Source organism: Mycobacterium sp. DL99, from assembly GCF_004762045.1.
Taxonomy (GTDB): Bacteria; Actinomycetota; Actinomycetes; order Mycobacteriales; family Mycobacteriaceae; genus Mycobacterium.
The window spans coordinates 2,591,420-2,606,862 of sequence record NZ_SJOM01000007.1; the positions used below are offsets into that span (position 1 = coordinate 2,591,420).

Annotated in this window: 19 protein-coding genes; 3 read left to right on the forward strand and 16 right to left on the reverse strand. The window is 67.4% G+C overall.

The genetic code is table 11. From position 1 onward, the window contains the following. Window position 1 precedes the first annotated feature (1 nt). Window positions 2-436: a limonene-1,2-epoxide hydrolase family protein gene (locus EYZ64_RS13020; RefSeq protein WP_135453807.1), complete on the reverse strand. Its 435-nt coding sequence runs from the start codon at window positions 434-436 to the stop codon at window positions 2-4. Window positions 437-477: 41 nt separating this feature from the next. Between EYZ64_RS13020 and EYZ64_RS13025 the strand changes: the two genes are divergently transcribed. From EYZ64_RS13025 to EYZ64_RS13035, 3 genes are read left to right on the forward strand one after another with little or no spacing between them, the layout of a single operon-like run. Next, complete coding sequence (locus EYZ64_RS13025) at window positions 478-1,650, forward strand: glycosyltransferase (protein WP_135453808.1); 1,173 nt, start codon at window positions 478-480, stop codon at window positions 1,648-1,650. Window positions 1,651-1,659: 9 nt separating this feature from the next. Further along, window positions 1,660-1,854, forward strand: a complete 195-nt coding sequence (locus EYZ64_RS13030; RefSeq protein WP_135453809.1) for a DUF3046 domain-containing protein — start codon at window positions 1,660-1,662, stop codon at window positions 1,852-1,854. Between the two features lie 51 nt (window positions 1,855-1,905). Continuing rightward, the gene (locus EYZ64_RS13035) at window positions 1,906-2,109 is read left to right on the forward strand and encodes a hypothetical protein (RefSeq protein ID WP_135453810.1); all 204 of its coding nucleotides are present in this window, start codon (window positions 1,906-1,908) and stop codon (window positions 2,107-2,109) included. A gap of 10 nt (window positions 2,110-2,119) precedes the next feature. Here EYZ64_RS13035 and hypD read toward each other — a convergent pair whose 3' ends face one another. The 15 genes from hypD to EYZ64_RS13110 are packed head-to-tail and all read right to left on the reverse strand — an operon-like array spanning window position 2,120 to window position 15,347. Continuing rightward, window positions 2,120-3,244 carry a hydrogenase formation protein HypD gene (gene hypD, locus EYZ64_RS13040; RefSeq protein WP_135453811.1) on the reverse strand — a complete coding sequence of 375 codons (1,125 nt, stop codon included), beginning with the start codon at window positions 3,242-3,244 and terminating at the stop codon, window positions 2,120-2,122. Between the two features lie 17 nt (window positions 3,245-3,261). Continuing rightward, on the reverse strand, window positions 3,262-3,534 hold the full coding sequence (locus EYZ64_RS13045; protein ID WP_135453812.1) for a HypC/HybG/HupF family hydrogenase formation chaperone: 273 nt from the start codon (window positions 3,532-3,534) through the stop codon (window positions 3,262-3,264). 17 nt (window positions 3,535-3,551) lie between these two features. After that, window positions 3,552-4,652 (reverse strand): hydrogenase expression/formation protein HypE, encoded by a 1,101-nt coding sequence (gene hypE / locus EYZ64_RS13050; RefSeq protein ID WP_135453813.1) that lies wholly within the window; start codon window positions 4,650-4,652, stop codon window positions 3,552-3,554. Further along, window positions 4,649-5,323 (reverse strand): D-sedoheptulose-7-phosphate isomerase, encoded by a 675-nt coding sequence (locus EYZ64_RS13055; RefSeq protein WP_135453814.1) that lies wholly within the window; start codon window positions 5,321-5,323, stop codon window positions 4,649-4,651. Before EYZ64_RS13055 ends, hypE begins: the two co-directional genes overlap by 4 nt. A gap of 4 nt (window positions 5,324-5,327) precedes the next feature. Beyond that, on the reverse strand, window positions 5,328-6,089 hold the full coding sequence (locus EYZ64_RS13060) for a phosphoheptose isomerase family protein (RefSeq protein ID WP_135453815.1): 762 nt from the start codon (window positions 6,087-6,089) through the stop codon (window positions 5,328-5,330). After that, window positions 6,086-6,835, reverse strand: a complete 750-nt coding sequence (locus EYZ64_RS13065; protein WP_135453816.1) for a DUF6390 family protein — start codon at window positions 6,833-6,835, stop codon at window positions 6,086-6,088. Before EYZ64_RS13065 ends, EYZ64_RS13060 begins: the two co-directional genes overlap by 4 nt. 4 nt (window positions 6,836-6,839) lie before the next feature. Further along, the gene (hypF, locus tag EYZ64_RS13070) at window positions 6,840-9,137 is read right to left on the reverse strand and encodes a carbamoyltransferase HypF (protein WP_135453817.1); all 2,298 of its coding nucleotides are present in this window, start codon (window positions 9,135-9,137) and stop codon (window positions 6,840-6,842) included. After that, window positions 9,134-9,388, reverse strand: a complete 255-nt coding sequence (locus tag EYZ64_RS13075) for a HypC/HybG/HupF family hydrogenase formation chaperone (protein WP_135453818.1) — start codon at window positions 9,386-9,388, stop codon at window positions 9,134-9,136. The genes hypF and EYZ64_RS13075 overlap by 4 nt, the downstream gene beginning before the upstream one ends. 3 nt (window positions 9,389-9,391) lie before the next feature. Next, window positions 9,392-9,874: a hydrogenase maturation protease gene (locus tag EYZ64_RS13080; RefSeq protein WP_135453819.1), complete on the reverse strand. Its 483-nt coding sequence runs from the start codon at window positions 9,872-9,874 to the stop codon at window positions 9,392-9,394. A gap of 13 nt (window positions 9,875-9,887) precedes the next feature. Next, window positions 9,888-10,007, reverse strand: coding sequence for a DUF6893 family small protein (locus EYZ64_RS32765; protein ID WP_135453820.1), 120 nt, complete (start codon window positions 10,005-10,007; stop codon window positions 9,888-9,890). Between the two features lie 12 nt (window positions 10,008-10,019). Next, a complete protein-coding gene (locus EYZ64_RS13090; protein WP_135453821.1) occupies window positions 10,020-11,339 on the reverse strand; it encodes a hypothetical protein in 1,320 nt (439 codons plus the stop codon). Further along, window positions 11,336-12,007, reverse strand: a complete 672-nt coding sequence (locus tag EYZ64_RS13095; protein ID WP_135453822.1) for a DUF6084 family protein — start codon at window positions 12,005-12,007, stop codon at window positions 11,336-11,338. Before EYZ64_RS13095 ends, EYZ64_RS13090 begins: the two co-directional genes overlap by 4 nt. Next, the gene (locus EYZ64_RS13100) at window positions 12,004-12,636 is read right to left on the reverse strand and encodes a DUF5947 family protein (RefSeq protein WP_135453823.1); all 633 of its coding nucleotides are present in this window, start codon (window positions 12,634-12,636) and stop codon (window positions 12,004-12,006) included. The genes EYZ64_RS13095 and EYZ64_RS13100 overlap by 4 nt, the downstream gene beginning before the upstream one ends. After that, window positions 12,633-13,547 carry a NifU family protein gene (locus EYZ64_RS13105; protein WP_135453824.1) on the reverse strand — a complete coding sequence of 305 codons (915 nt, stop codon included), beginning with the start codon at window positions 13,545-13,547 and terminating at the stop codon, window positions 12,633-12,635. Before EYZ64_RS13105 ends, EYZ64_RS13100 begins: the two co-directional genes overlap by 4 nt. A gap of 3 nt (window positions 13,548-13,550) precedes the next feature. Next, entirely contained in the window at window positions 13,551-15,347 is a 1,797-nt protein-coding gene (locus tag EYZ64_RS13110) for a nickel-dependent hydrogenase large subunit (protein WP_135453825.1), read from the reverse strand. Window positions 15,348-15,443 lie beyond the last annotated feature (96 nt).

The following is a 15,443-nucleotide window of genomic DNA, read 5'->3' on the forward strand; positions in this document are numbered from 1 at the left end:
GTTACAGCGAGGTGCGCAGTGCCGGCACGACGACGCCGACGAGGCCGCGCACCGTCGCCTTGAGCATGTCGAACATGTCGAAGTAGTCCCGCCACAGCGTGATTCGGCCTTCGTGCACCTCGAACACCCCGCATACCCAGAACTGCAGGCGCAGCGGCCCGAACACCAACGCGTCGGTGCGTTCGGTCAGCACGGCCGCGCCATCGGCGGCGATCCGGTGGATCTTCACCTCGAAGCCGACCCGGCCCGGCATCGACCGGAACAGCTTCATCGCGCGGTTGCGTCCGTACACAGTCGGAAACCCCACGTTCTGATACACCAGGTTCTGCGCCAGTGTGCTCTCGGCTGTGTCGAAGTCCTGCTCCTGCAGTGCGTTGAGGAAGGTCTCGACCGTGCTGGTCTGGGACGCAGCTGCGGTGGTGGATTGGTCAGCCATGCCCGCAGCCTAATGGTGCAGCGCTGTGGCAGGGTAGGCCGGTGCGCGTAGCTGTGGTCGCCGGACCCGATCCCGGACATGCCTTCCCGGCCCTGGCGTTGTGCCTGAAGTTCCTGGCCGCGGGGGATACCCCCACGCTGCTGACCGGGGTGGAATGGCTCGACACCGCGCGGGCCGCCGGTATCGACGCAGTCGAACTCGTCGGCCTCGACGCCACCGATGCCGACGACGATGCCGACGCCGGGGCCAAGATTCACCAGCGTGCCGGGCGGATGGCGCAGCTCAACGTCCCCGGACTGAGGGAGCTGCAACCGGATCTCGTGGTCTCCGATGTGATCACCGCCTGTGGCGGGCTGGCCGCCGAGCTGCTCGGATTGCCGTGGGTCGAGCTCAGTCCACATCCGCTGTACCTGCCGTCGAAGGGGTTGCCGCCACTGGGCAGCGGGCTGGCTCCCGGTGTCGGCCTGCGCGGACGGCTGCGCGACGCCGTCATGCGGGCGCTGACCGCGAGGTCCGTGCGGGCCGGCCTGGCCGAGCGCGCTGTCGTGCGCGCTGACCTCGGCCTTCCGTCGGTCGACCCCGGTCCGTTGCGGCGGTTGATCGCCACCCTGCCCGCGTTGGAGGTGCCGCGCCCGGATTGGCCGGCCGAGGCCGTGGTGGTGGGCCCGTTGCATTTCGAGCCGACCGACGCGGTGCTGACCGTGCCGCCGGGATCGGGGCCGGTCGTGATGGTGGCGCCGTCGACCGCGACCACTGGGACGCAGGGGATGTCGGAACTGGTCCTGGACTCGCTGCGGCCGGGTGAGACGCTGCCCGATGGGGCGCGTGTGGTGGTGTCGCGACTGGGGGGCGCCGATGTCGAGGTGCCGCCGTGGGCAGCCGTGGGACTGGGCCGCCAGGACGAGTTGTTGTCGCACGCCGATCTGGTGATCTGCGGCGGTGGGCACGGCTTGGTGTCCAAGGCACTGTTGGCCGGCGTGCCCATGGTGGTGGTGCCGGGTGGCGGTGATCAGTGGGAGATCGCCAATCGGGTTGTGCGCCAGGGCAGTGGGCAGCTGGTGCGGCCACTTTCCGCGGACTCGCTGACCGCTGCGGTCGGCACCGTGCTCGGGTCATCCTCCCACCGTGCGGCCGCTCAGCGCGGTGGCGCCTCGCTGTCCGAGGTGACGGATCCGGTACGGGTGTGCCATGACGCACTCGCGGGCACTGGGTAGGTTGGGCCCGTGCGGTTGACGGAATTCAATGAGCTCGTAGAAGGCCAGTTCGGCTCGATGCGGGGTCGTTCGCTGCTCGTCGACCACGTGCTCACTGCCCTCAACGGCCGCACACCCGCACAGGCCATCGAGGACGGGGTGGAGCCGCGCAACGTGTGGCGGGCGCTGTGCGCGGACTTCGACGTCCCGCGCGATCAGTGGTGAACGGTCAAGCCGGGGCTTTTCCCACCCGTACTTTCGGCGTATACCGGACTTATGGGTCTTGGTGATCATCCGATGCGGACACCGCTCTACGGTGTTCTGCTGGTGATCGCGGCGGTGCTGCTGTGTTGGTTGGTGGCGTCGACGTTGACCGGATGGCAGGCGGCGCTCGGCTACTTCCTGGCCGTCGCTGTCGGCGCATTCGGGTTCGTGTTGACGCTGCGGGATCTCGACAATTTTCCGAACTGGCGTCATTGATCCCGGATCGCTAATGCCGCAGCAGGAGCTGCGCGGTTTCGCGATGCAATCTGCCGAAATTGTAATAGGCCGCGCAGGCCCCCTCGGGGGACACCATGCAGGTACCGATCGGGGTTTCCGGTGTGCAGGCCGTCCCGAACACCTTGCACTCCCACGGTTTGATGACGCCCTTGAGCACCTCACCGCACTGGCAGGCCTTGGGATCGGCAACGCGCACACCGGGCATCTCGAAGATCAGCTCGGCGTCGTAGTGGGCGTAGTCGGGGTGGATCTTGAGCGCGCTCTGCGAGATGAAGCCGAGCCCGCGCCATTCGAAGTGCGGCCGTAGTTCGAAGGTCTCAGCCATCAGTTTCAGTGCCGCGGTATTACCTTCGGGCCGCACCACCCGGGTGTACTGGTTTTCCACCTCGCAGCGGCCGTCGCGGATCTGGCGCAGCAGCATGTGCACCGAGGCCAGGATGTCGAGTGGTTCGAAGCCCGCCACCACGATCGGTTTGTGGTAAACGGCGGGGACGAAGCGGTAGGGGCGCAGACCCACCACGGTCGAGACGTGGCCGGGCCCCAGGAATCCCGAAAGCCGCAGGTCAGGTGACTCCAGGATGGCTTTGATCGGCGGGACGATGGTGACGTGGTTGCAGAACACGCTGAAGTTGTCGACGCCGAGTGCGCGGGCGCGCACCAGCGTGACGGCGGTGGACGGCGCCGTCGTCTCGAACCCGACCGCGAAGAACACCACATGGCGTTCGGGATTGTCGCGGGCGATCTTGAGTGCGTCGAGTGGTGAGTAGACGAACCGGATGTCGGCGCCGCGGGCCTTGGCCTCGATCAGGTTGCCGTTGGACCCCGGCACCCGCATCATGTCGCCGAACGTGGTGAAGATGACGCCGGGCTGTTCGGCCAGCCACATCGCGTCGTCCACCCGGCCCATGGGGATCACGCACACCGGGCATCCGGGCCCGTGGACCAGTTCGATGGACTCCGGGAGCAGATGCTCGATCCCGTGCCGGTAGATGGTGTGGGTGTGGCCGCCGCAGACCTCCATGAACTTGAACTCGTCACCGGCGGCAAGCTCGGTGATCGCTTTCACCAGGGCGCGGGCGGCCGCCGGGTCCCGGAATTCGTCGACGAACTTCATGCGGACACCTCTTTGCGTCAGGCGATTTCGGAGGAATTGAAGGCGTCGATCTCCGTCGTGTAGTCGGCGCCCATTTTCTGCACTTGATCGAGCGTCAGCGTCGCTTCGCGCTCGTCGATCTTGGCCATCGCGAACCCGACATGCACCAGGACCCAGTCACCGACCTGCAGGTTGTCGTCGGCGAGCAGGCGGACGCTGATCACCCGGCGTACCCCGTTGACATCGACCTTGGCGAGGTGGGCCTCGGCGTCGACGATGTCGACGACCTGGCCGGGAATGCCCAGACACATGGGACTGCTCCTTTCACCTAGCAGATCCGGGGGAGCGGGTCGCCCACGAGCATGTCGACGATCCGGCTGCCGCCGAAGGCGGTACGCAGCGCGACGATCCCGGGCGGCTCTGCGACGATTTCGCCGACCACTGTGGCCCGGGCGCCCTGCGGATGCGCGTGCAGCGCGGCGACCGCGGCGTCCGCCTCGTCGGCCGGGACGATCGCGAGGAACTTTCCCTCGTTCGCGACGTAGAGCGGGTCGATGCCGAGTAAGTCGCAGGCACCCGCGACCTGTGGCTCGACGGGAATGCGGGCCTCGTCGAGGATCACCGCGAACGGTGAGTCCTTGGCCAGTTCGTTGCACACCGTGCCGACACCTCCGCGGGTGGCGTCGCGCATCCACCGGGTGGACGGTGCGGCGGCCAGCAGAATCTCGACGAGCTCGTGCAGAGGTGCGGTGTCAGAGGCAATGTCGGCATCGATGGCAAGGTCACCGCGGGCCAGCATGACCGCCATTCCGTGGTCGCCGATCGTGCCCGACAGTAGGACCCGGTCCCCGGTGCGGACGTTCTCCCGCGACAACCGTCTGCCCGCCGGCACGATGCCGACCCCGGCGGTGCAGATGTACATGCCGTCGGCGGCGCCCTTACCGACGACTTTCGTGTCGCCCGTGACGATCTGGACTCCGGCCCGCGCGGCGGCCTCGCTCATGTCGGCGACGATCTCGCGCAACTCGGCGATTGCGAAGCCCTCCTCGATGACGAAGCCTGCCGAGAGCCAAAGCGGGCGGGCGCCCGAGACCGCCAGGTCGTTGATGGTTCCGTGTACTGCGACGTGCCCGATGGAACCGCCCGGGAAGCGATGCGGCGCAACCACATACGAATCGGTGGAGAACGCCAGCGTGTCACCGGACGGGGTACGCAGCAGGGCGGCGTCCCCGAGCTGTTCGAGCTCGGGGTTGCGGAACGCCTCGACGAAGACCGCATCGACCAGTGCTGCCGACGATTTCCCGCCGGCGCCGTGCGCCAGGGTCACGACCTCGTCGATCAGGCGCGGGCGTCGCTGCCGGAACTTCTCGATCCGCTCCAGTACGCGGTCCTCGCGTTGGGCTGCGGTCGAGGCGGCGACGGTGCTCATGATGCGTACGCCCGTGCCATGTGGTCCTGCACCACCGTCCACAGCCGATAACCGAGCATCGCGTGGCTCTCCTGGATGCGGTGAATGCTCTGGCTGTGCACGGTGAAACAGAAGTCCAGATCCCCGGACTCCCCGGCCACGATCGCCATCCGTCCGCCGTCGTGCCCCGAGAATCCGATGGTGAGTACGCCACGCAACTTGGCCTCGGCGATGGCTGTCATGAGGTCTTCGGAGTTACCCGACGTGGACAGTGCGATGGCGATGTCGCGATCGCGGGCGTGCGCGATGATCTGGCGTTTGAAGATCAGGTCGAAACCCACGTCGTTGCCCAGCGCGGTGACCACCGCCTCGTCGGCGGCAAGTGACCAGGCGGCCACCGGCCTTCCCCTTGCGGGCCGGCTGAACAGGGAGGCCAATGTGGCCGCGTCGGTGGAGCTGCCACCGTTTCCCAGGGTGTACAGGCGGCCGCCGCGCAGGAAGCGGTCGGCCATGGCGGCCCCGGCCGCGTTCAGGCCCGCGGTGTACTCCTGTAGTGATTCCTGTTGTAGCCGAGCGCTTTCGGCGGCCTTGCCGCGTGCCGAGGCCGCCAGGTCGTCGAGCAGCGCTCGGACGTCGGTCTCTTCCGATTCGATGAACGGGTAGAGGAAGCCCGTGCTCTCGGTGTTGGTCATGACTTCACCTGCCTTCCGGCGGCATCGCGATCGCCGTACCCGCGTGTATCAGGATCAGGTCGTTGACGGTGACCTGTTCAAGCACGGCGCTGTCCACCCATTCCTCTCCGGCAGCACTGCGGACCAGGGCCCGTCCACCGGCTTCGGTGGGTGCGATCACGACTTCGGCCAGACGTCCTTCGTCACCGCAGGTGACGCAGGCCGGCCCGGTGTCTTCATCTGCGGGCGTCAACAGGCCGGGATGTTCGAAGCACACGTGGGTGAGCTCCCACAGCAGGTGGTAGATCAGGACGAACCGGCCGGTGGCCGGGACCATCGGGTCATCGGAGTCGACCCACAGGATGTGGTGGGCGGCACCGGCCGGGGGGCGCGGGCCGCAGCCGATCCACAACGTCGTGACACCCCATGCGGCGGCCCGCCGCATGGCATCGACCGCCGCCGGCTGGTCGGCTGAGGCGACGGCCAGGAGCAGATCTCCGGGCTGACTGGCGACCCGGGCCTGGGCCACCGGATCGGGCTCGACCAGCGCGACCGAGGGCAGCGCGCGCTTGCCGACGATGACCGGATGGACGAACTCGACGGCCACGTGATGGGCGTGCGGTTCCCATTGGGGCGCAATGACCCAGAGTGTGGCGCCGTCGTGGAACTTGCGGGCCACATCCAGTGCTGCCGCGGCCAGATCGGCGGCCAGGTCCGTGTCCACGAAAGGCGCCCCCGGCGACCCGGTGACGGCCGCTGTGGTGACGGCCGGTGTCGTGGTACTCATGATCGACCTCCTGTGTTGATCAGGTCGAGGGTGGCGCGGGTGGCGTCGGCCAGCGCCGTGGTCTCGCCGGGCGTCAGCGTGTCGCACACCCAATCCCAGTGCGCGGACACGGTGTCACCCGGTGCGGGAATGTTTGTCAGGGATTTCCCGTCCCGGCTCCACCGGATGCGTTCGGTGACGGGCTCGCCGATCGTGAGGCGAGTGTCGTCCAGCACCAACGGGCAGGACGCGACGACGACGTGCTCGTCCTCGACCGCTGCGACTGTGCCCCAACGGATCCGGCAGTTCTGCAGGACATGAAGGGCGGTGCCCGGATCCCGGTCCAGGAACCGGATCCACGGGTACACGACGAACACGTGGAAGCTGTGGTGGGCCAGTGCCGCGCCGGCAGTCGTCCCGGCGGCGGACACGGTGTCGAGCCCTCCCGTCACCTGACCCCGGAACGCTGCCCGCAGCTGGGCCAGCAGGATTGTCGGATCCACCCGGTCCAGGAGCGGTCCGCCGACCCAATAGCTTCGAACCACCTCGGCGTCCAGCGGGTCGGCACCGACTGCCTCGGCGATAGAATGCAGATACGGCCACGCGCCGTCGAATTCCTTTGCATGTGAAGCAAACTCGGTTGTGTTGTCCCCGGGTGTGACTGCCGGTCCGGTAGGGCCGCAGTACCCGAGCTCGTTGGGCGGGAAGGCATACCGGGCGAACAGCCGGTATCCGGTGGCCAGTTGTTGGGTCGGCAACGCGGTCATGGCTTCACCCCGCATTCCCGACCAGTAGCTGGCCCAGGGCGAGACCGCCGTCGTTCGGCGGCACCCGGCGGTGGGTGATCACTTTCAGGCCCTGTTGTTGCATTCCGGCCAAGGTCAGGCGCAGCAGCAGGAGGTTCTGGAAAACCCCGCCGGACAATGCCACCGGCTGCCCCGTGCAACCGTTCGTCTCGACCAGTTCGAGTGCCAGCTCGACGATGAGCCCGGCGACAGCACGGTGGAACCGGGCACCGATCACCGCAGGTGTCACACCGGTGCGCAGGTCGGCGATGATCGCCGCGAGTACGGGGGCCGGGTCGATGGTGACGGGTGACGCGCCGGAGTCCACTTCGAAGGCATACCGGCGAGCGCCCGCCTCGGTGCCACGTGAAATCCCTTCCAGCTCGATGGCTGCCTGCGCCTCGTAGGCCACCGTCTGTCGCACCCCGATCAACGCCGACACCGCGTCGAACAACCGGCCCATGCTCGACGTCGCAACGCAGCTGGAACCGGTCGCCAGTTGATGTGCCAGGGTCCGGAGCTCGTCGTCGGGGCACGCGCGGACCGGCGGTAGATCGGCATCCCACGGCAGCCCGGCCGCCCACAGGTGGGACAGAGCCATCCGGTAGGGGCGCAGCACGCTGGTGTCACCGCCTGCCATCGGTACCTGCGTGAGGTGGGCAACCCGCCGATAGCCCTTGTAGTCGGCGACCAGTACCTCACCGCCCCACACCGTGCCGTCGGGTCCGTATCCGGTTCCGTCGAAAGCGAATCCGAGCACCTGCTGTGTTCCGTCCAGGCCGTGTTCGGCCATGACGGCGGCGATATGGGCGTGGTGATGCTGGACTGGCCTCACCGGGTGGGACCCGGCATTGCGATGAGCCCAGTCGCTGGAGCGGTACCCCGGATGCGCATCACAGACGAGGGTTTCGGGTTCGACGCCGGTCAGTGCCTCCAGATGGTGGACTGCACGCTCGAACGCCGACAATGTCGCCAGGCTGTCCATATCGCCGATGTAGGCGCTGAGCCAGGCGTACCGGTGGTCGGCCACCGCGATGGTGTTCTTGAGGTCGGCGCCGACCGCCAGGGTCGGCGGCACCGCGACCGGCAGGGCGACCGGCAGCGGCGCGTACCCCCGGGATCTGCGGATGGCCAGCTCCTCGCCGTCGGCGACCCGGACCACCGAATCGTCGCAGGGCACCAGGATTTCGCGGTCATGCATCAGCCATCCGTCAGCGATGTGTGAGAGCCGGCGTCGCGCATCGTCGTCGGAGTAACAGATCGGTTCGCCACTGACATTGGCCGACGTCATCACCAGAACCCTGGGGCCGGGCGGATCGCCGGGGAGCCCGAACAGCAGGGTGTGCAGTGGCGTGTAGGCGAGCAGGACGCCCAGGTCGGGGTTGCGGGGTGCCACTGATTCGGCGACCGGTGCACCGGGCGCGCGGGGCAGCAGAACGATCGGCCGCTGCGGTCCGCACAGCACCCGGGCTGCAGTGTCGTGGACCTCGGCGATCTGGCGCGCGGTGGGCAGATCGGGAACCATCACCGCGAACGGCTTGTCGCCCCGCTGTTTACGCCGACGAAGTTCGGTGACCGTGGTGGGGTTCGCGGCGTCGCAGGCGAGGTGGTAACCGCCGATGCCCTTGACCGCGAGGATCGCTCCGTCGGTCAGCAGGCGCCTGGCCCGCCGCAGCGCGGCTTCGCCGGTGAGCGCACCGGATTCGTGGTCCCACCGCAATGTCGGGCCGCAGCTCGGGCAGCACACCGGCTGCGCGTGGAAGCGGCGGTCGGCCGGATCGGCATACTCACGTGCACATTCGGCGCACATGGCGAAACGCGCCATCGTGGTGGCATCGCGGTCATAGGGCAGTGAGGCGATGATGGTGAACCTGGGCCCGCAGTTGGTGCAGTTGATGAAGGCGTGTCGGTACCGACGGTTGGACGGATCACGTTGCTCGGCAGTACATTCCGGGCACATCGCCACGTCGGGGGAGGCGAGGGTGCGGCCGCCGCCGGACCTGGAGGTGTCGGCGATCGTGAATCCGGTGCCACCGCAGACGGGTATCGGCCGGGTGTCGACGGACTCGATCACCGCCAACACGGGCGGGTCGGTGCGCAACCGGTACAGGAACGCCTCGAGATCGCCGGGGGCACCTTCGATCTCGATGACGGCGCCGGAACTGTCGTTGCGGACACAGCCGGTCAGCCCGAGCGCGGCCGCCGTGGTGTAGACGAACGGCCGGAAGCCCACGCCCTGGACGACTCCGTGAACGCCGATACGCAGCCGGCGCCGCGCGGTCACGGTGGCACCTCGGTGTTGCGGCCGCGCCCCAGCAACTCCAGGCCCCGCATCGCGGCCTCGGCGCCGGCGTGGTCGGTCTTCTCGACCGCGAAACCCATGTGGATGATCACCCAGTCGCCGGGGGAGAAGGTCTCGTCGGGCAGCATGCCGACATTGACCTTGCGGTGCTCGCCCGCGACGTCGACGAGCGCGAGCTGGTCGCCGTATCCCGGGAGCATCCGCACCACCTGGCCGGGGATTCCGAGGCACATGACTCATCCCTCCCTGACCGGGGCCGACAACCGTGCCACGGCAGCTTCGACCGCAGTTACGGCGCCGGGAATCGCGGCCGCAACGGGCTCCGAGAGCCCGATACCGTCAGCCACGGTGGCCACCTCGCAGCCGATGACGACGGTGTAGGGCGGGCTACCTCCCAGCGCCCGCAGACTGGCGAACACCGCAGTGGGATCCATCGCGTGCGCGTCCAGACCCGAAGCACCCGACAGGCTTTCACGATCAGCCTCGAACACGTGCAACGCGCCGGGGCGGCCCCGGCTGGGCAACGCGTCGACCAGGACGAGGGAATCCCAGCCGTCGAGCAGGTCATAGGCCAGGTGCACGCCTCGAATCCCGTAGTCGCACAGCCGAATATCCGGACCGGCGAGGCTCGGCGGCAGACGCCGCATCACCTCGGGACCGAATCCATCGTCACCGAGAAAGATATTGCCGATGCCGGCTACCAGAACTGAAGACGTGATCGCACCTCGCCCGCTACATCCGTCGCATCTTCAGATAGCGCCGGGCGTCGGGGATCGACCGGACCCCGACCAGTACGCCGGCGACCACGACCGCCGCGACGGCGATGACAGCGATCCAACCCACAACTTCCATCTCGAACTCCTCTCACTGCACCAATGGCTCGACTTCGTCGGCGGCGAAGTACAGATAGCGGCCGTACCACGCGTGCAGATCCGCGGCCGGGTCGTCGTCGAGCACGACGCCGATGTGCCGCTCGCCCTCGACGTCCTCGTGGACGGAGGCCACCTGTGCGGTGCGGCCGGCGAAGAAGATGTCCTGCGCGTCGGCCCGGCGGGACGGGTGCAACCGCACCCGGCTGCCGCGGCAGACGCGCACCCCGTTGATCAGGACCGCATCGACGGCGGGATCCACGGCGTTGTCGGCCAGGGGATCCCACCAATCGATGCCGTCGGGTATCTGCGGAATCAGGCCTGGATCCGCGGCGTGCGGATCGCGCAGGACACCGTGCAGGTCGAGCATCGCCTCCGGGGACATCGAGTCACAGCGGTCGATGATCTCGGCTGCCCGGGGATCGGTGGCCCGGGCGCTGGCTTTCTCCTCGTCGGTCATCGTCATGACCCTCAGCGTCAGGATCTCGTCGATCTCGCACGAGTCGAAGAGGTCGCCCTGGCTCTGTTCGGCGATCTCCGGATGGTCGTAGAGGATGACCGGCGAAACGAGCATCAGGTCGTGCGTGCCCGGCTTCCCCGCGAGCACAGGGAAGCAACGATGGTGCCGACACCGCGACGCCGCCCCGGCGGCGCGTGCGTCCGGTTCCAGCAGTGAGATGAACTCGCCGTCGGTGACTTCGATGATCAGGTGTGTGCCGATCAACGACACCGCGATCGCATCGTCCTTGTCGCGCGCGGGTGCCGCACAGTTGCGTACCGTCATCGTGAGCCGGATCAAGCCCGCGTCGGCTTCTGCCGCGACGGTGAACTCGCCGTGGAGCTCGCGACGGCGGCGAACGATCCGGCCACCGTCGACGCTCTCGATGTCGGTGCCCGATAGCACCGCCATGGGAAGCGTCCGCGGCGCCTCCAGATCGGGGATGTCGAACGGGCCGAAGGCGATCTGATGTTCAACCGCCTCATCCCAGGTCAGCCAGGACTGCCCCGCGGCGGTGAGCTCGTCGACCGGCTCGAAGCTGCCGTCGTTGTGGCGGAGTTCGGCGGTTCGGCGTTGCAGCTGCAGGAACCGGACGGTGACCGTGATCTGCGGGTGCCCGTGACCGCGGACCAGCAGTTGCGCCGACAGCGAGCTGTCCTCACCGATACCGGATTGCTCGGCATCGGCCGGGCCGAGTACGCCGAACTGCCAACGGCATTGGTTCTTGGCCGAGTTCGCCCGGTACGGGTAGAGCAGATAGCCCTCGTAGAGGACGGCGTCGGCGACCGCGAGGACCTGGTCCAGATTGCCGTTCATCGGATTTCCTGCCGTGCCAGCAGGGTGTCGATCGCTTCGTCGAACGACAGCATGCCCCAGCGTGTCTTGTAGGAGGCCAGCTCGTCGAGGGTGTCGCGGCCGAGCCGCAGCCATCCCGTGTTCGGAAAATGCTGTGCCATCAGCTGTTGCCACACCGTGACCGGCATGTCGAACGGGTCCTCGCGATCCCACGGAATCTGCTGGACCGCGAATCCACGGGCACCTGGCGTGAAGACGGTGCCGCTGAACAGGAATCGCAGCGGTACCGAGCCGCCGCGCAGTGCGTGCAGGTACTTCGCCGCCGCGACGTCGAAGTCGTAGGTTCCGCTGACCGGCAGCTCGACGAGGGTGGTGCCGGTGAATCCGGGCACCATCGCGGTGCTGTGCTGCCACAGGAAGGTGCGTTGTGTCGTGCCCCAGCGGTCCCGCGGGCCGAACAGGTCGAGCAACCCGGCGGCCTCCGTATCGGTGTAATCCCGCCGCCCCGGTTCGATGCGGATCTGGCAGCGCAGCGCGATCGCGTGTACCGGGGTCTCGCCGACGGCGGTGATACCGATCCGGGCGGTCAGGATCGGGCTCACCGCATACGGTTCGGGCGCCATGTCGAGGACCGCGAACGTGACGTCGGTCGAGACGTCGGGAGTGGGGGTGGCGTTGGGCCCGGTCATCTCGTCACCACCGTGCTGCGGTCGGCGAGACTGTCGAAGAATTCGTCGACGTAGTCGCGTACGTCCTGGCCACCGTCGAATCCACGCCACAACATCCGCAGCCGTCCGACGAACTCGTAGCAGGCGTCGATCGGTACCACATGACAGGTGGGCGACCGGGTTTCGTCGTCGGGTACCTGCACCAGCAATGCCTCGGTGTCCTCGGAGATCAGGTCCACCCTCGGATCGGAACGCCGGACACCGGCCCAGGCGTCCAGCGGCAGTTCGGATTCGGTTGCCCCGGCGGGGCCGGGATAGAACGCCACCACACGTCCCAGCGCCGAATTCCAGAAGAAGAACGCCAGACCGACCGGGATCTGCAGCGCCTCCCAGTCCCGCCGGCCCAGACCGAAGTCGGCGAGGTGAAGGTAGCGGTCTCCGATGGCCCGGTAACGCAGCTGGGCATGATCGTCGGTGAACAGCAGATAGCACCCGCGGCATACGCACATCAGTTGCCGCCCAGCCACATTGACCACGTGTTGATGCGGTTCGGTGATAGGTTCGGCGCACATTTCGCAGCTCTGGCCGTCCCGCCTGGGTCCGGGCGCCGCGGCGCGGATGCGGGCCAGCACGTCCAACGGCCCGGTCATGACGCGACCTCCTCGGCCAGCGCGATCGAGCTCACTCCGTCACGCGCCAAGAGCGGTATCGGCTCGAGGTGCGAACCGGATTCGCCGTCGGCGCCGATCCCGGCATGGACCACGTCAAATCCGGAACCACAGTTCGGACAGTGCAGCACCGAGCCGGTCAGCGTGGCGCCGGCCAGCCCGCGCGTGCACTGCGGGCAGCGATCCCGGTAGACGAACAGCTGCGCACCGATTCGGCAGGCCAGCACCGCGGTCGCGCCGACCTCGAATCCGCCGACCTCACCAGCAGCCAACTCGTCGAGTTCCGGAACCGGCCGCCAGGTGGCGTGCCGATGTCCGTCGGGGTGTACCCGGGCCAGCAGCGACTCCGCGGATATCAGATTCGGCTCGGGGCCGGCGGTGACCACGTCGATGGACGAGATCTCGGGCGCCGCCGCCCGGATCGCGTCCTCGATCGTCAGCTCGAGCGTGGCGGCCGACGACGGGCAGCTCTTGCAACTTCCGGTGAACCGCAGCCGCACGACCGGGCCGTCGACTTCGATCAGGTCGACATCACCGCCGTGGGATCCGAGGTAGGGACGGACACTGTCGAGCGCGTCGGCGATGCGGCGGTGCACCGGATACGGATGCAGCCCGTGCACCAGCAGCAGACTGGCCACCAGGTTGTCGGCAGCCACCGCCTCGGTGACCGCATCCGCCGGCTCGGGGGAATGGTCCGTGGCGATCCGCAGCAGCCGTCCCAGCGCCGCGCCGTAGAGGTCGGTGAGCTCGCGCACGAGCTGTTCGGCATTCTCCAGCGCGCCGGGACCCCGGGCCGCGCCGGCATCCAGCAGGGCCTGTATCCGATCACCCGCCGTGCGCCATCGTGTGTCGTCGTCAGAGTTGTCCGGGAACGGCGTCGTGGCGGGCGGCATGTGTCATTCCCCGGTAGCTGCTTGCGTGGGGGAGTGCAACAGGTCCAGTGATTTACCCTCGCCCAGGTACATGTGGACGCCACATGGCAGGCACGGGTCGAAACTGCGCACCGTGCGCATCACGTCGATGCCCTTGAAGTGCTCCCGGTCGTTCTCCTCGAAGATCGGCTGGCCCTGCACCGCATCCTCGTACGGTCCCGGCGTGCCATAGGTGTCGCGCGGGCTGGCGTTCCACGGTGTCGGCGGATACGGGTGGTAGTTGGCGATCTTGCCGTCCCGGATCACCATGTGGTGGCTGAGCACGCCGCGCACCGCCTCGGTGAACCCGCATCCGATGCCCTCGTCGGGAACCTCGAAACGCTCCCAGGTCTTGGTGCGTCCGGCGCGGATCTCGGCCAGGGCCTGTTCGGCGAAATGCACCGCACAGGCCGCCGCGTAGGCCTGGAAGTAAGTACGGGCCCGGTTGCGTTCGATGGTGTTGCTGCCCTTGTCGGGGATCTTCCACTCGAGCTCGACGGGTCCCTTCAGGGCGGTCTTCGGCAGATTGATCTGCACACTGCGTCCGGTGGACTTGACGTAGCCGATGTCGACCAGCCCGGCCAGCGCCGTGGACCACATGCGGGCCAGTGCGCCGCCACCGGTGTCCAAGGCCAGATGGTCCTTGCCGTCGTACCACCGTGGCGACATCACCCAGCTGTAGCTCTCGTCGAAGTCACGCTTCTGCGGCTTGGGGTTGGTGTGCTGGTTCCACGGGTGACGCCGGTCGACCGGATTGCCCAGCGGATCGGTCTTGACGAACATCTCCTGATCGGACCAGTCGTCGTAGTAGCTGTGGCCCAACAGAATTCGGATACCGAGATTGATGTCCAGCAAGGAGTGCGTGACAAGCTTGCCGTCTACCACCACGCCGGGGGTGACGAACATGGCGTTGCCCCAGCGCTCCATGTCCTTGTAGGCGAAGTTGCACACCTCGGGATCCTGGAACGAACCCCAGCAGCCGAGCAAGGTCCGGCGCAGACCGACCTTGTCGTACCCGGGAAGGGCTTCGTAGAAGAAGTCGAACAGGTCGTCGTGCATCGGGACGACCTTCTTCATGAACTCGACGTAGCGCATCAGTCGCGTCATGTAGTCCGTCATCAACTGCACGGTGGCGCTGGTGCCGATGCCGCCGGGGTACAACGTGGACGGATGGACGTGGCGGCCTTCCATCAGGCAGAACATCTCCCGGGTCCAGCGGCTGACCTGCAGCGCCTCCCGGTAGAAGTCGCCGGTGAACGGGTTGAGCGCGCGCATGATGTCGGCGATCGTGCGGTAGCCGTGGGCGTCGGCATGCGGTGACGCGGTGGCCTCCGCCTTGGCCAGCACGCTCGGATTGGTCTCGGCGACCATCTTCTCGCAGTAGTCCACGCCGACCAGGTTCTCCTGGAAGATGTTGTGGTCGAACATGTACTCGGCGGCCTCACCGAGATTGATCAACCACTCGCCGAGGTGCGGAGGCTTGACCCCGTAGGCCATGTTCTGGCAGTAGCACGAACAGGTGGCGTGGTTGTCGCCGCAGATCCCGCAGATGCGGCTGGTGATGAAGTGCGCGTCGCGAGGATCCTTGCCCTTCATGAAGATCGAATAGCCACGGAAGATCGAGGACGTGCTGTGGCATTCGACCACCTCGCGGTTGTCGAAGTCGATCTTGGTGTAGATGCCGAGGCTGCCGACGATGCGGGTGATGGGATCCCACGACATCTCCACCAGCTGACCTGGTTCGCGCTTCGCCTGTGAGGGTCCGGGAATTGTGGTCGTCATCGAACTTCTCTTTCGTGGAATCGATACAGAGGGCGCCGAGGGCTCCGTGTACCGGCAGCGGTGGAAGGCGTTGGGCAGCAGTGGGAATGCCCGAAC

What these genes read in the sequence shown, in the direction of transcription:
- EYZ64_RS13020 (WP_135453807.1), bottom strand. Translation starts at nt 436, where the DNA reads ATGGCTGACCAATCCACCACCGCAGCTGCGTCCCAGACCAGCACGGTC.
- EYZ64_RS13035 (WP_135453810.1), top strand. Translation starts at nt 1,906, where the DNA reads ATGGGTCTTGGTGATCATCCGATGCGGACACCGCTCTACGGTGTTCTG.
- EYZ64_RS13100 (WP_135453823.1), bottom strand. Translation starts at nt 12,636, where the DNA reads ATGACCGGGCCGTTGGACGTGCTGGCCCGCATCCGCGCCGCGGCGCCC.
- EYZ64_RS32765 (WP_135453820.1), bottom strand. Translation starts at nt 10,007, where the DNA reads ATGGAAGTTGTGGGTTGGATCGCTGTCATCGCCGTCGCGGCGGTCGTG.
- EYZ64_RS13055 (WP_135453814.1), bottom strand. Translation starts at nt 5,323, where the DNA reads ATGACCAACACCGAGAGCACGGGCTTCCTCTACCCGTTCATCGAATCG.
- EYZ64_RS13090 (WP_135453821.1), bottom strand. Translation starts at nt 11,339, where the DNA reads ATGAACGGCAATCTGGACCAGGTCCTCGCGGTCGCCGACGCCGTCCTC.
- EYZ64_RS13105 (WP_135453824.1), bottom strand. Translation starts at nt 13,547, where the DNA reads ATGCCGCCCGCCACGACGCCGTTCCCGGACAACTCTGACGACGACACA.
- EYZ64_RS13075 (WP_135453818.1), bottom strand. Translation starts at nt 9,388, where the DNA reads ATGTGCCTCGGAATCCCCGGCCAGGTGGTGCGGATGCTCCCGGGATAC.
- EYZ64_RS13045 (WP_135453812.1), bottom strand. Translation starts at nt 3,534, where the DNA reads ATGTGTCTGGGCATTCCCGGCCAGGTCGTCGACATCGTCGACGCCGAG.
- hypD (WP_135453811.1), bottom strand. Translation starts at nt 3,244, where the DNA reads ATGAAGTTCGTCGACGAATTCCGGGACCCGGCGGCCGCCCGCGCCCTG.
- hypE (WP_135453813.1), bottom strand. Translation starts at nt 4,652, where the DNA reads ATGAGCACCGTCGCCGCCTCGACCGCAGCCCAACGCGAGGACCGCGTA.
- EYZ64_RS13065 (WP_135453816.1), bottom strand. Translation starts at nt 6,835, where the DNA reads ATGACCGCGTTGCCGACCCAACAACTGGCCACCGGATACCGGCTGTTC.
- EYZ64_RS13095 (WP_135453822.1), bottom strand. Translation starts at nt 12,007, where the DNA reads ATGACCGGGCCCAACGCCACCCCCACTCCCGACGTCTCGACCGACGTC.
- EYZ64_RS13110 (WP_135453825.1), bottom strand. Translation starts at nt 15,347, where the DNA reads ATGACGACCACAATTCCCGGACCCTCACAGGCGAAGCGCGAACCAGGT.
- EYZ64_RS13060 (WP_135453815.1), bottom strand. Translation starts at nt 6,089, where the DNA reads ATGAGTACCACGACACCGGCCGTCACCACAGCGGCCGTCACCGGGTCG.